This window comes from Virgibacillus proomii (assembly GCF_900162615.1).
In the GTDB taxonomy this organism is placed as follows: Bacteria; Bacillota; Bacilli; order Bacillales; family Amphibacillaceae; genus Virgibacillus; species Virgibacillus proomii.
Map to the genome: position 1 here is coordinate 1,063,017 of NZ_FUFN01000009.1, position 15,331 is coordinate 1,078,347.

The 15,331-nt window shown below is 35.8% G+C and carries 12 protein-coding genes; 3 read left to right on the forward strand and 9 right to left on the reverse strand.

Annotation, left to right across the window (positions count from 1 at the left end; all coding sequences use genetic code 11):
• Positions 1-29: 29 nt before the first annotated feature.
• Together BN1066_RS21015 and deoC are read right to left on the reverse strand one after the other, a co-directional pair.
• Positions 30-770 carry a GntR family transcriptional regulator gene (locus tag BN1066_RS21015; protein WP_077318794.1) on the reverse strand — a complete coding sequence of 247 codons (741 nt, stop codon included), beginning with the start codon at positions 768-770 and terminating at the stop codon, positions 30-32.
• Positions 771-839: 69 nt separating this feature from the next.
• Entirely contained in the window at positions 840-1,526 is a 687-nt protein-coding gene (gene deoC, locus BN1066_RS07425; RefSeq protein WP_077318795.1) for a deoxyribose-phosphate aldolase, read from the reverse strand.
• Positions 1,527-1,781: 255 nt separating this feature from the next.
• On the opposite strand from deoC, the gene BN1066_RS07430 reads away from it, so the two are divergent.
• Both BN1066_RS07430 and BN1066_RS07435 read left to right on the forward strand, forming a co-directional pair.
• A complete protein-coding gene (locus BN1066_RS07430; RefSeq protein ID WP_077318796.1) occupies positions 1,782-2,738 on the forward strand; it encodes a BMP family lipoprotein in 957 nt (318 codons plus the stop codon).
• A 3-nt stretch (positions 2,739-2,741) separates the two neighbouring features.
• Complete coding sequence (locus BN1066_RS07435; protein ID WP_077318797.1) at positions 2,742-4,406, forward strand: methyl-accepting chemotaxis protein; 1,665 nt, start codon at positions 2,742-2,744, stop codon at positions 4,404-4,406.
• A 524-nt stretch (positions 4,407-4,930) separates the two neighbouring features.
• Here the strand turns inward: BN1066_RS07435 and BN1066_RS07440 are convergent.
• The 7 genes from BN1066_RS07440 to BN1066_RS07470 are packed head-to-tail and all read right to left on the reverse strand — an operon-like array spanning position 4,931 to position 13,260.
• The gene (locus BN1066_RS07440; RefSeq protein WP_077318798.1) at positions 4,931-6,694 is read right to left on the reverse strand and encodes a phospho-sugar mutase; all 1,764 of its coding nucleotides are present in this window, start codon (positions 6,692-6,694) and stop codon (positions 4,931-4,933) included.
• Positions 6,691-7,764, reverse strand: coding sequence for a BtaManbiosPhlase (locus BN1066_RS07445; RefSeq protein WP_077318799.1), 1,074 nt, complete (start codon positions 7,762-7,764; stop codon positions 6,691-6,693). Before BN1066_RS07445 ends, BN1066_RS07440 begins: the two co-directional genes overlap by 4 nt.
• Positions 7,765-7,772: 8 nt before the next feature.
• Entirely contained in the window at positions 7,773-8,696 is a 924-nt protein-coding gene (locus BN1066_RS07450; RefSeq protein ID WP_077318800.1) for a DUF1861 family protein, read from the reverse strand.
• 1 nt (position 8,697) lies between these two features.
• Positions 8,698-10,230, reverse strand: coding sequence for an alpha-amylase family glycosyl hydrolase (locus BN1066_RS07455; protein WP_077318801.1), 1,533 nt, complete (start codon positions 10,228-10,230; stop codon positions 8,698-8,700).
• Positions 10,231-10,239: 9 nt separating this feature from the next.
• On the reverse strand, positions 10,240-11,073 hold the full coding sequence (locus BN1066_RS07460) for a carbohydrate ABC transporter permease (protein ID WP_077318802.1): 834 nt from the start codon (positions 11,071-11,073) through the stop codon (positions 10,240-10,242).
• Complete coding sequence (locus tag BN1066_RS07465) at positions 11,063-11,938, reverse strand: carbohydrate ABC transporter permease (RefSeq protein ID WP_077318803.1); 876 nt, start codon at positions 11,936-11,938, stop codon at positions 11,063-11,065. Before BN1066_RS07465 ends, BN1066_RS07460 begins: the two co-directional genes overlap by 11 nt.
• A complete protein-coding gene (locus BN1066_RS07470) occupies positions 11,938-13,260 on the reverse strand; it encodes an ABC transporter substrate-binding protein (RefSeq protein ID WP_077318804.1) in 1,323 nt (440 codons plus the stop codon). Before BN1066_RS07470 ends, BN1066_RS07465 begins: the two co-directional genes overlap by 1 nt.
• A 452-nt stretch (positions 13,261-13,712) precedes the next feature.
• Between BN1066_RS07470 and BN1066_RS07475 the strand changes: the two genes are divergently transcribed.
• A complete protein-coding gene (locus tag BN1066_RS07475) occupies positions 13,713-14,711 on the forward strand; it encodes a substrate-binding domain-containing protein (RefSeq protein ID WP_077318805.1) in 999 nt (332 codons plus the stop codon).
• Positions 14,712-15,331: the final 620 nt, after the last annotated feature.

The window sequence follows — 15,331 nt, forward strand, 5'->3', positions numbered from 1 at the left end:
GTACACTCCCCCATGTAATCGCTTGTATTTTACCTTGTAAGTATGGATGTAACCTCATATTTATCTGTTCGTAATAAAATATGAGAGCATTCAACAGGGACTTGATTAAGACCAAATGTGATTTGATCAATATATAAAACAGGATCACTGACTTCCAACCCCAAAAGGTCAGCTTGCTCCTTATCTAAAGATTTGGCGGAAAAATTCCGAATCCCTAGATTTATTTTCCCATCTATACGCTTTTCGATTGCTTTAAATAAACTTGTCTGCTCAAAATCTTCATACTCAATGCCGTAACAGTATTTTAAAGAAACCCAATTTTCTAACAGAATAGCAGGCTCATGCTTAATGAAACGCACTCTTTTTAAGTAGAAAACTTCTTCATTTTCATCAAGATCAAGTTTATGCTGAATTTCAGGACTAGCTTTCACAACTTTCATTTCAAGAACATTCGTCTTAAATGTATATCCTTTTGACTCCATCGATTCTGCAAATGAGATGAGTTCTTGGGCAAAGGGGTAAGAAATTTTTTGTTTTTCCACAAATGTTCCTTTTCCTTGAACTTGAATGAGTAACCCTTGTTCAATTAATAATGAAATTGCTTTACGTACTGTCCCTCTGCTGACATCTATATGTTTCGCTAAACCTTCTTCCGCAGGCAGTTTATGCCCTTTCTTCCAATATTCAAATGTAATATTTTCCATCATCCACTCGGCAATTTGTCGATAGAGTGGGATTGAATTTTCCTTTTTTACAAATTTTACCTCCATCAAGCAAGGCTCCTTCTATATTTGTTATATGCCTTTATCATAACAAATGAACTTGGAAGAAAGAAGATGTTAATAATCGCTAAGCGCTTCCCCAGAGCCGCTAACTATCTTTGCACCTGCACTTGTTCCTATTAAACTAGCACCTGCATCTAAAATTTCTGTAGCTTTCTTCATATCACGTATTCCACCAGAAGCTTTTACTTCTACTTTCCCATTTGCAATTCGTTTTAATAGTTTGATATCCTCGATTGTCGCATGACCACCTTTTCCCCAGCCACTCGAATTTTTCAAATAGGTCACGCCAGCACGAATTGCAAGCTCTGCTGCTTTTACTTTCTCTTCTTCTGTTAACATTCCAAACTCAAGCATAATCTTGGTGACCTTTCCACCTGCAGCTTGGACAATCGATGTTATTTCATCATGATATTCTTGATGCATTCCACTTTTCAAAAATCCAATATTCGCCATAAAATCAACTTGTTCAGCCCCTAAAGCAATAACCTCTTCCATTTCCAAAACTTTTGCTCTTGTTGTCGCTCCACCCATTGGGTAACCAAGTGCCGTACAAATTTTTACATTAGATCCTGCAAGATGTTTTTTTGCTTCCTCTATCCAACACGGTTGCAACATCACTCCATCAAAGCCATATTCTAAACAATCCTCACATAACCATTTAATGTCTTCTCGCGTTACATCTGGGTTAACATTTGTATGTTGAATTCTTCTAGCAACTTCTTCTACTGCATAATTTGACATTTTATCCTCCTTTTTACCTATTTGACGCTCTTTTTATTATATACGTATATATACGTATACTTATTTTTTACTATAGAAAGAATTTTCTATTTTGTCAATACTATTCCATAAAAAAGTAGTTAGACTCATAATTCCCTTATAAAGATTCATGTTTTTATTTCAATACTTTTTTCCTACGACTTAAATAATGGTTTTTATTTGTCGATACTATTTATAGACGTTTATATACGTATTATATTTGAAGGAGGAGAAAAGATGCGTAAGTCATACATATTGTTGTTCGTACTACTTTTTCTTATGCTTTTGGCGTCCTGTTCTTCAGAAGATAAAAGCGAGAAAAGTAAAGAGACAATGAGCTTTGGATTATTAGTAACTGAAAGTGGGTTAGGAGATGCTTCATATAGTGATTCTGCCCTTAGAGGGTTAGAAAAAGCCCGCGACGAACTCGGTATCACGTTTGATTATCGTGAACCTGTTGAGAGAAATTTCAAAGAACAATTGCAAGAACTTATAGACAGAGATTATGACGTCATCATTGGACTTGGATTTAATGCACAATCTGCCATCAATGAACTTGCTGATCAGTATCCCAAAAAACAATTCATTTTACTTGATGCTGATTCCGATCGTGAAAATGTAATTTCTATTTCCTTCAAAGTAGATGAGGGAAGTTATTTAATTGGAATGTTAGCTGGAATGAAGACAAAATCAGATACCGTTGGCTTCATAGGTGGGGAAAAACTTCCAGCAATCCAGGAATTTGAACAGGGCTTTCGCGAAGGCGTCAAAAAGGTGAATAAAAACGCAAAAGTACTTGTTGATTATACAGGAACGTTTGGCGATGATAAAGCTGGAAAGGATACGGCCAACAAACAAATTAAAAAAGGAGCAGATTTTCTTTTCCCTGTCGCTGGTTTTACAGGAATTGGAGCATTAACTGAGGCACAAAAAAAGAATATTTATGCTTTTGGGGTAGACAGTGATCAATTTTTTGTAGCAGAAAAAGCTGTCGTTTCTTCCATGCTAAAAAATATAGATATCGCCTTATATAATATTGTTAAAGAAATTGTAGATGGAAAAGCCATAACTGGTGAACATCTTGAGTTAGGAATTAAAGAAGAAGGGGTTGGCTTAGCCCCGATTCGAATCATTAAATTATCACATAATGAACAACAAAAACTCAATGCTGTCATGGAAAAAGGGGTTGATTAAGTTATGTCTATCGGTAAACGATTATTTATTTTCTCATTAATTCCTTTGTTACTCAGCCTCTGCCTAATTGTTCTTATTCTGTTTGAAATGAACGATATTCAAAAATCCTCAAGTGATGATGTTGAAATATTGTTAGAAGGAAAAGAGTTGAGGGGTACTTTTTTGACAACCGGTCAGGTGCTTAACAACTATGCTTCCAACCCTTCTGAAGCAAATAAAAATGAAATTAAAGCACAGCTTGAGACTTTGAATGATGATTTAAAGGGAATAAAGAAAAATTTAAAAACGAAAGAGCAACAGTATTGGTATGAACGAATGTCAGGAAAGTATCAGGAAACAAGAAATGTTGCCAATGATGCTCTCGATTCAAAAAATGCAAATGTTATTAAACGAGAAGCAGCCAGAATATCCGGTATAATGAATGATGTCTTTATGCTCCAGCGTTCAGCTGATAAGTGGTATGCGAATGAAACTCTAAAACGTAAAGAAGCAATCAATGATATTGTTACAATGATGATTTTTGCCAGCATCATCTTAGTTACGGTTTCTCTTTTTTCCATCTGGCGCTTAACTGCTAAAACAGCACAACCCATTCACCGCTTAGCTGAAATGGCCACATCTATAGCTGGCGGGGATTTAACGATTAATATAGATGTAGACAATAAAAGAAAAGACGAAATTGGCCAATTGATTTACGCTTTTAAACAAATGGTTGAAAATTTGAAGCAGACTATTAAAGCTGTCGAACAAATAGGAAATAACGTACAAACATTTAGTACAGACTTGACACGCGAAATGCAAATTTTGACTGAGAGCGCTACCCAAGTAGCCACTTCAACGGACGAAGTCGCTCAAGGTAGTCAATCCATTTCTGAGGAAATCCAAAACGTAGCTGCAAAAGTGGAACAAATGAATAATAATTTTGAAAGAAATGTAGAAAGTAGTGAACTTTCCAAACAATCTAGTGAAGTAGCCTTAGACTCTGTAAAAAATGGGCAACACTTGATGAAAGAACAACGAACAATAATGGAACAAAGTATGGAGTCTACAAAATCCATTGAAACTTCCGTTCATTCTTTTGTTAACTATATCGAAGAAATTAAATCAACCGCTCAACTTGTCAAAGATATTGCTGAACAGACAAACCTTTTAGCTTTAAATGCAGCAATTGAAGCTGCACGTGCAGGAGATCATGGAAAAGGGTTTGCTGTTGTTGCAGATGAGGTTCGTAAACTCGCTGATGAATCTTCAGAAGCGACTAGACAAATCTTTTTAATGGTTCAAAATATTCATTCGGGTATTGCTAATATTGAAGAAGCAACGACACATGCAAGTTCTTTATCAGATAAACAAGCTCATTCACTGAATGAAACTGTCGGCGCTTTTACTACCATTGAAAACAAGGTGTCAGCAATCTCCACACAGCTTGGACAGCTAGCCTCCGATATCAATGTCTCAAGTGAGATGAGCTCACTTATTGTCGCTTCTGTCCAAAATATTAGTGCCGTGACCGAAGAAACAGCAGCTGGTACCGAGGAAATTTCAGCAACAGCTAAAGAACAGCAACATTCCTTCCAGCATGTACAAGAGCAAGCAAAGCAGCTTGAAGAAATGAGCGATCAATTAATAGTGAAGCTAAATCAATTTAAATTAGATTCGGAAAGCTAGAAAAAAAGCTTCTAAACAAAAAGGGGACAATCAAGGAGCAGTAAAAATAAATATAAAAATATTTAAGGCGAGGGCCGGAATAAAACATCGCTTTACTGGTAAAAAGGTTAACCCATAGTTTTTTAGGGAAGCTTCTTTTTCACAAGATGTTTTTAGCCACAGAAGTAACTGCTTATCTCTAATCCCCGCTGTTTTGAATTCAAGCGATCAACAGCGAACATAGAAAAGATCTGCCTTGGTACAGTCGATGTGAGGGAGATTTTTACTTTTATCATCCAAAACATAACGGACTCAGGCTTAAACCTGAGTCCCAGTTTTCTTTTTCGCAAATGAAGTTCACTGTCATTACAAAAACACTAAGTCTCAGAGGAAGGCGATACCTTTAATAATCTGTGTATTTACACAAAGAAATTATAAATCTCGCAACTCAAAACAAAACGATTATTACTCTTAAAAAACCGCACCATCTTCGTTCTTCTGAGATAAATAAAATAAATAAACTTCGAAATTGAGTATAAAGTTTATTAAACTTTTTTACAAGCTTCTCTAAAATCTCCTCTTAAACGGTCAAAAATGCTTAACATCTCAACCTTTAATTTGTTTAGTTCATCGTCGGAATCTTGCTTACTATTCCCATGAACAGAAAAATATAATTTACATTTTGGCTCTGTTCCTGAAGGACGAATACAAATCCAAGATCCATCATTCATAATAAATTTAATGACATTTGATTTTGGTAAAGATATCGACTCCACCGAACCATCTACAAGATTTAGCCGTTCACCTAGTAAATAATCTTCTTTGTAAGCAATTCCTTTACCTCCAATATGGTCGAGGTTCATATTTCTTAGTTTATCGATTGCTTCTCCTAATAACTGTTGACCAACTTTTCCTTTGAATTCAATATGAACTAAACTCTCTGTGTAATAACCGTATTGTTGGTAGATATTCTCTAATGCCTCTAAAAGCGTCACGCCTTTTAATTTGTAATATAACGCTACTTCGCTAATTAACAGGGCTGCCTGAATGGCATCTTTATCTCTAACAAAAGGTTTAATCAAGTAACCATAGCTTTCTTCATATCCAAAAAGAAACTTCTTGTCCTTATTTCTTTCCGAGAGTGCTATCTGCTCCCCAATAAATTTGAATCCTGTTAATGTATTTCTAGTCGCAACATAGTAATCTTTCGCTATCACGCTTCCCAAATCAGAAGTGACAATTGTTTTTGCCAAAAAATAGTGGGAGAGATCCTCTGCCTGTGCTTTTTTTACTTCTAATAGGTAATGCAGAAGTAATACACCAATTTGATTGCCACTTAGCAATTGATAGGAATTTGTTAGTGAATCTTTAACGGCAATTCCTAATCGATCCGCATCTGGATCAGTTGCCATTAATAAATCCGCATTTTGTCGCTCTCCTTGTTCGATTGCTCGCTTAAATGCCGCTGGATCTTCTGGATTTGGAGACTTTACAGTACGAAATCCACTATCTCCATCCGCTTGTTCTTTGACAACAAATAAATGCTTAACCCCTGCTGCTGTAAGTCCTTTGAAAACAAGATCCAACCCAGTGCCATGCAAAGGAGTATAGACAACGTTTAACTTCTCGCCATAGGTGTTCATTAATTGCTGATCTTGTGTTACAAAGCTCAGCTTTTTTAGATACTTTTCATCAGCTTCTTCTCCAAAAACGATTACGAAACCCTTGGCAATATAATATTCTAACGGTTCTGCAGTTATTTCTAATTCATTCGTGATTTGTCCGAGAATTGACATCAATGTCTCGGCTGTTTCTAACGTAATCTGTCCACCATCAGAGCCATAAACTTTAAATCCATTATAGTTTGCCGGATTATGACTTGCAGTAATCATCACACCTGAAAAAGCTTGATAAGATCGAACTAAAAAGGACAATTCAGGAGTTGGTCTCATTTCATCTGAGAGAAAAACTTTAATTCCGTAAGAAGCTAATATTCTTGCTGTCCATTCAGCAAATGAATCTGATTGATAGCGGTTGTCATAAGCGATTACAACTCCAGCTTCTTTTGCTTCTTCGCCTTTTGATAATATATATTTAGCAAGACCTGTAGAAACTCTTCGAATACTGTAGCTATTCATTCGATTAATTCCCACACCTAATTCGCCTCGCATACCACCAGTACCAAATTCGAGATATCGATAGAATCTATCTTCTAATTCTTGATCGTCAGATGATGTCAATTCTTTTTTAAATTCTGTGATAACTTCTTCATTAACTGACCATTCTAAATATTTTTCTTTCCAATTCATTTTTCTGTCCTTCTTTTTTCTAACTGATCAAGTATCTCAGATATACTTAGCTCGCATGCAGCCATTGACGTATCCGCTACCCCATAATACATGATTAGCTTGTCTCCTTCAATAATCCCTCCGCACCCAAACACAACCTCTCCAAAAAATCCTTCTTTCTCATAGTCTTCTTCTGGTTCCATAATTGGGTCGATGGTCCGAGCAATTACTTTGGTTGGGTCATCTAAATCCAGTAGTACAGCACCCATGCAGTAACGATGATCTTCAGTCGCTCCATGATAAATCTCTAACCAGCCTTTTTCCGTTTTGATTGGAACAAGTCCGCCACCGATACGTCCACCATCCCAGCTACCAGGTCGAATACCAATTAAATGGTGGTGATCACCCCACGCTAAAAGATCTGGCGATGAAGCAATCCAAATATCATGATTTCCAATACTCTTTAATGATGGGCGATGCAACGCGTAATATTTTCCATTTATCTTTTCAGGGAAAAGCAAAACATCTTTATTTTCCGGGGCAAAAATATTTCCTAAATCCTGATAGGTTACAAAATCTTTTGTTGCTACTAATGAATCACATACTCCCATTTCCGAAACTGAACTAAAATTAATATAATAGGTATCTCCGATTTGAGTGCATCGAGCATCTTCTATACCGAAGGTCTGATAGCGATTAAATGGACAAATGAATGCGTCCTTGTCAATGGTAAATCGGTGTCCATCTTTACTACGAGCAATCCGGATATATGACAGTGAGGTAAGATAAGAAAAACCTTGTAACTTATCTTTTCGCCGTATCGTTCTTGGATCTTCAAAGTCGTATTCTTTATTACTTTTGTTAAACTCTAAAATATCTAACGATTGTTTTTCAATATTGTATATAGGTGCTTTTACAATCATAGGGTCTTCGCTGATTGGTCGCTCAGCTACGCGTAGTAATAAAATTGTTTCATCTTGATATTTAGCCACTCCTGCGTTAAAAGCCCCAATTACCTCAAACCCTTCATGTAAAGGAGGCACATCTAATGGTGTAATTAAAGGGTTTTTTGGATAACGATATATGTTCATTGTATTTTTTACCTACTTTCTTCACTAAATGGATTAGAAATTCTTAACCTCTGTGCATCCGCATCACTAATACCCGCATAAAGGTCAGCCTGATCATCAATAAGAATGAGACCTCCGCTAAATACAACATCGATTAAGTCTTCTCGCTTAGCTGGTCCATCTAGGAAATCACTTCGTTCTGCAATAATTTTAGGTGATTTCATTTCTAGTGATTCCAGATCTAGCTCAAACGTCATCGCATAATAATGTCGGTTCTGTTGCTTATCAAATTGTGCAATATGTCCTAAAACTCCAATTCTTCCTTCGTTAAGAAGGTGGATTTCATTTGCGCCTCCCCACTCTGTATCAATAAATTGATTTTTTAAAAGAGGTGCTTGCTCAATGGTCTCAATCGTCAATTCATTTAGATGATTAACTATGGTACAGCCAATTTTTCCACGCCCTCCCTTTTCGCCTTGTGGACGTGTCAAGACAAGAATACGGCCGTCTTTTAATTGTTTTAAACGTAAATCCTTCATTCCCAGAGGGCCTTCAAAGATTCTCTTATGTGACTGCAAGTTTTCAAATTCATAAAGACACGTACGCCATTGGGCTTTTCGAGGATCTCTCTCATCAAAAAAGACTTCTACTCCTCCTAAAATCAACTTATCATCTATCCAAGTATAAAATGGATCTTGTAACTTAAGCGGTTGTGTTATTTCCACTTTATTCCATGTTTTATGCTGTGGTAGCTCTTCAAAGAAACATATATGGGATTGTTCACTGTCTCTGGCTTCAACTCGGCCAGCAATTAATCTAGTATTATCTAATACAAATGGAGCAGTAATATTATAGACATCCAATCCTTCCACCCCAGTAAAAATCAACCTTTCAACCAGCTTGCTGTTTGGTTCTTTCCGATACTTTGTAATGAGTTCACTTATTGTAATCACACTAAACCCTCACTTTTCCAATCCACGTAGTTTTATCAGTAATAATTATTTGCTCATTGGAAACTTGAACTTTTCCATTAGATAAAAGCATGTCCAGATTTCCCCACTTGTTATCCAATTTTGTTTTCTTACCAAAATTCAACAAAACGACGACTTTACCAAGTTGATAATAAATAAGATCATTTTCTTTGTTAAGTATTTGATAATCATAGATAGCCCGATAATACTTTTTCCTTAGAGCCAGCAATTGTTTGAACCATTGAAAAATCTGTTTTTCATCAGGATTTTTCTTAGCAAATCCTATCCATGAATGATCCTGTTTCTTATCCCACCATTGAATGGATGCTCTTGAACGATCACGATTTACTTTATTGGCTTCAAGTAAAGCTGCTTGATCGGTTTTATTTTTATTTTTTTCATCGTGGTAACGATTGATTGCTTGAATATCTTTTATCTCCTCAAGTGAATGAGGTACGAAATCTCCAGTACCTAATTCGTCTCCATAATAGATAAATGGCACACCACGTGAAGTGAGTAATAACGCTGCTAAAAGTTGATATACTCGCAAATCTTTGCTTGCCAAACGATTCCAAAATCTTGGCATGTCATGGCTTCCAAAGAATAAAGTAGGATAGCGGTTTTCTTGATAGGTCTCTTTCATTTGCTTTAATTGTAAGAACATCTCATCTATGTCTAGCTTTTCTAAACTGCCAAAATTAAAGTTAAATGTTACATCAAGAAGGTCTGGACCTGCATACTGTTCAATTAAATCCAACCGATCAGAACTTATTTCTCCGACAGTAAATAAACTGCTGTTTCTTTTTTTCACATGCTCTTCTATACTTTTTATTGCTTCCAATATGCCCGGTTGATTCACATCGTTAAGATGGATTTGTTTTCCTTCCTCATCATATGGGTTATCTTTGAAGGAGCAAGATGTACTTAGATTATTAATGACATCTAATCGAAAACCATCAATTCCTTTATCAATCCAAAAATCAATAACTTCAAAGATTGCTTGTTTTACTTCTGAATGAGTCCAATTTAGATCTACTTGTTTTTCCGAAAAACTATGATAATAGTACGCTTTTGTATTCTCATCTAAGGTCCATGCAGAGCCGCCAAAGAAGGATTCCCAATTATTCGGCTGTTTACGCCAAATGTACCAATCTCTTTTTGGATTATTGTGGCTACTTCTTGATTCTATAAACCATGTATGTTCGTCTGAAGTATGGTTAACTACAAGATCAACAATTACCCTGATATTGGCATCATGCGCCTTTTTTATAAAAAGATTAAAATCTTCCCAATTACCGTATATTGGATCAATCGAAAAATAGTCGGAAATATCATAGCCGTTGTCTACTTTAGGAGACGGATAATAAGGGGTTAACCAGATACCACCTATTCCCAATTCTTTTAAATAGTCGATTTTGCCAGTAATTCCACGAAAATCTCCAATCCCATCCTGATTGGAATCATTAAAAGACGGCATATAAATTTCATAAAAAACTGTCTCTTCCCACCAATTCATAAGAGTCACCTACTTTAAAGTAAATTGCATTCCATCTTGAAATCGTTTTGAGAACACTAAGAATATAATAATCAACGGTATAGTCAATAGTACAGATGCAGCATACATAGGACCCGGGTAAGTCCCATAAGGGCCGAACATTTGCGATATTAAAACATTTAATGTAACTGTTTGATCGCTTTTCGATACAATCATATCCCACAACAAATTCGTCCATCGTTCTGTATAAAGGAATAAAAAGATGACTGTTGTAATGGATTTTGACATTGGTAAGACAACTTTAAACAGAATGGTTAAATCACTGGCTCCATCTAACTTTGCAGCTTCTATCAAAGTATCAGGTATCGCTCTAAAAAAGTTCGTATACATGAAGATCGCCCATAAACTAATTGCAGTAGGAGCTATCATCCCAGTGTATGAGTCTAATAAACCCATCTTTGTGACCAACAAAAACTGGGGAATCAATAGAATAATCCCTGGGAAAAACATTTGAAATATAATAAAATTGTCCACCAATTTCTTGCCTTTAAAATTAACTTTGGCTAATGCATAGCCTACCGTCAATGCAAATAACATCATCAGAACCGTTGAAATTGTAGCAACGATAATCGTATTAATGAACGCTCCAATCCAAGGAGCATTTGCTGCAGTTGCGGAATCTCCAAGTAACCAAGACCATGAACGTAAACTGAAACTGGAAGGAATCAGCTTTCTATCGACTTGATCCCAATCTGCGAAAGAATGAAGAACTAAATAAACAAAGGGAAAAATCATGATAAGCATCACAAGAATGGTGATAAGATAACGGATGGACATGGAAAATTTACTCGATTTACCAACCATTTTTTGCACCCCATCTTTCTAATAATTTGCGAATTACAGCAATTGAAGCAAACGTTACAACTGAGGCAATCAATGCAATAGCTGAGGCATATCCAGATTTCAAGCCAACAAATGCTTGATTGTAAATTTCCATTTGCCAAGTATTCGTTGCGAAATTAGGCCCTCCACCAGTTAGTTGGTATACTTCTGTAAAGATACCAAAACTAATACCAACTGCTAAAACAGTAACCGTAAAGAACGCTGGATAAAGCATCGGAAAAGTTATTTTCCAAAATGTAGTCCACCTTGATGCACCATCAATAGCAGCGGCTTCATAAATTTCTTTATTGATATTTCCTAACCCAGAGATTAGGATTAGTCCGTAATACCCTGACATTTTCCAAGCAATCATTAATGATACGATAAAAATCGCTATATTAGGATTCCCAAGCCAATCAACATTCATATTAAATTCAGTTCTTAAAAAAGTATTTATAGATCCATTGTAAGAAAGCAATCCTTTTACAATTAATGAGGTGACAACACCGCTTGATAAATAAGGCAAGAAGAATGCTACCATAAACAAGCCTTTAAATTTTGGTAACCCATTTACTAATAAAGCTATTCCCATTGACATAAATAAAGCCAGTGGAACAAATATAATCAAAAACTTATACGTAACAAAAAAGGAAGATTGCACTGCTGGATTTTTCATTGCATTTAAAAAGTTATCAAAACCGACAAAATTGATATCGGGAGAAATCATATTCCAGTCAGTTAAAGCTAACCAAAAAGACCAAAGTAGCGGGAGTAAAAAGAAAATAAGTGTAAAGATAAGATAAGGACTGGTAAATAACCAGCCCAATTTGTTATTTTGCTTCTTCATTATTGAAGCACTCCTTCAATAGCTTTTTGCATATCTTTCCATGCTACTGAAGCATCCTTTTCGCCTCTGGCTACAGGAACCCACGCTTGTTCGCCAAATACCTGTTGAATATCATTGTATTTTTCATTGTCCATTGCCGGAACAGCGTAAGGCACACTCTTTGCGTAAGCCTCCATTTCGGGATGAGAAGCAAAAAACTCTTTAAACACATCATTTTCAGTTGCATCATCACGTGCAGGAATTAAGCTTGTCGTTTCCAAAAATTCCATATCATGTTTTTCATCACTAAACACAAAGTCCATGAATTTCATAGCGGCCTCTTTTTGTTCATCTGTTGCTTGGGCATACATTACAATTCCTTTAGCATCTGCATACGTGGAAACTTGTTTTTCATTTTTCATATTATCCGGAACAACAGGTGTAGAGATCGTATAGTTTTCACCAAGTTTCAATTCTGGGTATTTTTCAGCCCAATTCGGGAAGGTCCATGGGCCTAAATCTGCCATCAGACTAATTTTATTTTCAAACGGATCTGTAGACTCTCCAGTCATTAATAATTCTTCTTTTTGGAGATCACTGATCAAATTAAATACATTTAAAGTTGCTTCTTTATCAGCAACAAATTTGTTATTTTCAACCATACTCTTTCCACCACTTGCTGCATTGTACAATGGGAAGAAATCAAACCAACGCATCCATGCTGTCGGATCTACAATATCGCCTTTTGCCCATAGTGCTTTATCAGGATATTTTTCTTTCAACTTCGAAGCAACCTCCATTAGTTCGCTATAGGTTTTTGGCGGTTCATTGTAACCGAGTTCCTTTAAAAGATCTATACGCCACCCGAACAAGATAGGGTTTGAATAAACCGGAATAACATATTGATTTTCATTAGAAAACTTCCAGCTTTCAATTGTTTGAGACATATTTCTACCCTCAACAATTTTTTCAAAGTTACTTTGTTTATTTAAAGGAACAATCGCTTGGCTTGCGGCTAGTTGAGCTGCAAAACTACGGTTAATATTTTCAGATAGTGTTGGAGCTGTTTTTGAAGCAATTGCTGATTGGATAGTCGCTTCTGAGGAAGGACTTTCTTTCATTTGTGTTACCTCAACGGAGATGTCTGCATTTTCTTTTTCAAAAGCTGCAGCCATTTCTTCCCAGTATTTTAGCTGGGTTGGATTTGGTGCCGCCCAAAAAGTAATTTCCGTTTTACCATCTTTCGAGCCAGTGTCTTCTTTATTCGAAGAGCTACACCCAGTTATTAAAATTGCACTTAATAAAACGGTGAAAGCACCTACAAAAAATTTTTTTAATTTCATTTCAAACCCTCCTGTTTTTTGTGGGTACTGTCAAAAGCTTTTTCATAAAAACCCGAAAATCCTTAATATTGTACATTTGTGAGCATAAAGAGTTCTAAATGCCTTTACCCACTAAAGCTTTACATTGAGTGACGAGCATGACCAAACTATATGGCTCTACGCAACAAGGTTTGGCTACGCCTTTTTGTAAGGATTCATGCTCATCGAAAGCAATGTAAAGCCTTCAATATTCAGAGAGTTTTCATTTATCTTTTGGCACTACCTTTTTGTGAACGGTTTCTTTTACGAAATTATATTATCATGACAAAAATAATCTGTCAATAATTATAACCTAACATTACAAATAATTATAATTAATTATTTTTATAGATTACTTGGTAATAATACTTGGTTTTTACATTCATTTACATTACAATAGACTTACAATTGATTACAAGAGAGGTACATTGAAAATGAATAAAGTTACTATGCAAGATATCGCTGATTATCTAAACATTTCAAAAAACTCTGTCTCGCAGGCATTAAGAAATAAAAATGGTGTAAGCCAACAAACAAAGAATGCAGTTTTACAGGCGGCTAAATTGCTTGGCTACAATTACTCTGAAAGAAAAGTTAAAAAAAGTTCATTAAAATTTATCCTTTTTGCAACCAATTTTGCCTTATCACAGACAAGTTTTTTTGGGGAGTTAGTAAGTAGTATTCAAAGTAAATGCATGAAAGAGAATATTGAACTTACAATCCAAGAAATTGATCCAATTTTATTTGAAACACTTGAAATTCCCAATGATTTAAATAATTATGATGGGGTTCTAATTTTATCTCACAGTAATAATGAGTGGATAAGAAGAATTATTGACACAAATATCCCGACCGTTATAGTTGATCACCACGATCCAACACTTTTATCAGATACCATACTAACAAAGAACACAGATGGCGCTTTTTCAGCGATTTCTTTACTTGTTGAGAATGGTTATAAAAATATCGGCTTTATAGGAGATATCTCTTTTTCTCCAAGCTATTCGGAGCGTTACCGTGGTTATAAAAGGGCTATAGATCACTTTGAATTACCTTTTGAAAAAGAAAATATCATTACAGAAATCGAGGAAAGCCAAGGGGCTTTATTTACAAAACTAAATCAAATTGATGACATGCCTGAAGCATGGTTTTGTGTTAACTCTGGCTTAGCCTTTATGCTCAATTCATTCCTGCAATCGCGTGAATTCAATATTCCTGAAGATATAGGGATTATTTGTTTTGATGACACAGAATTTACCCGAATGGCTCAACCCAAAATTACTAATGTAGCTACAAATCTTGAATTTATGGGAGCATTATCTATTTCAACATTATTAGAACGAATAGAAAAACCCAACCAACCATTCATCCATAAACAAATTGTTCCCACGATAAATGTAAATGAATCCATTAGAAATAGAAAAAGCATCTAACCCCTAGATTATCTTCTTATTTATGTTTTATAACCAACTGATCCATAACATAAATCCTGTTATATTACCTCTCCGCTACTTAATATGGGAGCAGAAAGTAGCTTTTATACAGAGAGGTGGGCATGAACCGAATGCGTGAGCCGGTTTCGTCTTGATACTAACGCCCTAGCTACGAGCGATAAGAGCTTGTGACAAAATAAACGAAACCACGACTACGGGGAGGAGCTAATGTTAACTTATCGTTAAGAAGGAGTTCGCGAAGTATGCTTGCTGCCTAAAAACTTATGCGCGTTTTTGTTAGGTACAATTGATTACTTTATACTTCTTACTTGTTGGTACTTCCTCCATCCCCCCTTTCATATCTTTAAGAGCTTTTTTAGCATTTTATTCTCTGTTTCAAGACGTTTAATTAGCTCAGGATCTTTAGAGCGAGTTCTTGGTCTAACCAGGTCCTTTTGCCTTTACTCGCTTCTCCTCCAATCCCTTTATACTTCAGCTTCATAGTTTTTAACCCAGCGAACGATCATTGAACGAAATACCCAATTCCTCAGCGACTCTATCTTACTCCATGCCATCTTTCAAATAACGATCTACTGCTTTCTTCTTGAATGTTACATCAT

Bases quoted from the DNA above. Each gene is read 5' to 3' on its own strand.
- BN1066_RS21015 (WP_077318794.1), bottom strand. From the start codon at position 770: ATGGAGGTAAAATTTGTAAAAAAGGAAAATTCAATCCCACTCTATCGA.
- deoC (WP_077318795.1), bottom strand. From the start codon at position 1,526: ATGTCAAATTATGCAGTAGAAGAAGTTGCTAGAAGAATTCAACATACA.
- BN1066_RS07430 (WP_077318796.1), top strand. From the start codon at position 1,782: ATGCGTAAGTCATACATATTGTTGTTCGTACTACTTTTTCTTATGCTT.
- BN1066_RS07435 (WP_077318797.1), top strand. From the start codon at position 2,742: ATGTCTATCGGTAAACGATTATTTATTTTCTCATTAATTCCTTTGTTA.
- BN1066_RS07440 (WP_077318798.1), bottom strand. From the start codon at position 6,694: ATGAATTGGAAAGAAAAATATTTAGAATGGTCAGTTAATGAAGAAGTT.
- BN1066_RS07445 (WP_077318799.1), bottom strand. From the start codon at position 7,764: ATGAACATATATCGTTATCCAAAAAACCCTTTAATTACACCATTAGAT.
- BN1066_RS07455 (WP_077318801.1), bottom strand. From the start codon at position 10,230: ATGAATTGGTGGGAAGAGACAGTTTTTTATGAAATTTATATGCCGTCT.
- BN1066_RS07460 (WP_077318802.1), bottom strand. From the start codon at position 11,073: ATGGTTGGTAAATCGAGTAAATTTTCCATGTCCATCCGTTATCTTATC.
- BN1066_RS07465 (WP_077318803.1), bottom strand. From the start codon at position 11,938: ATGAAGAAGCAAAATAACAAATTGGGCTGGTTATTTACCAGTCCTTAT.
- BN1066_RS07470 (WP_077318804.1), bottom strand. From the start codon at position 13,260: ATGAAATTAAAAAAATTTTTTGTAGGTGCTTTCACCGTTTTATTAAGT.
- BN1066_RS07475 (WP_077318805.1), top strand. From the start codon at position 13,713: ATGAATAAAGTTACTATGCAAGATATCGCTGATTATCTAAACATTTCA.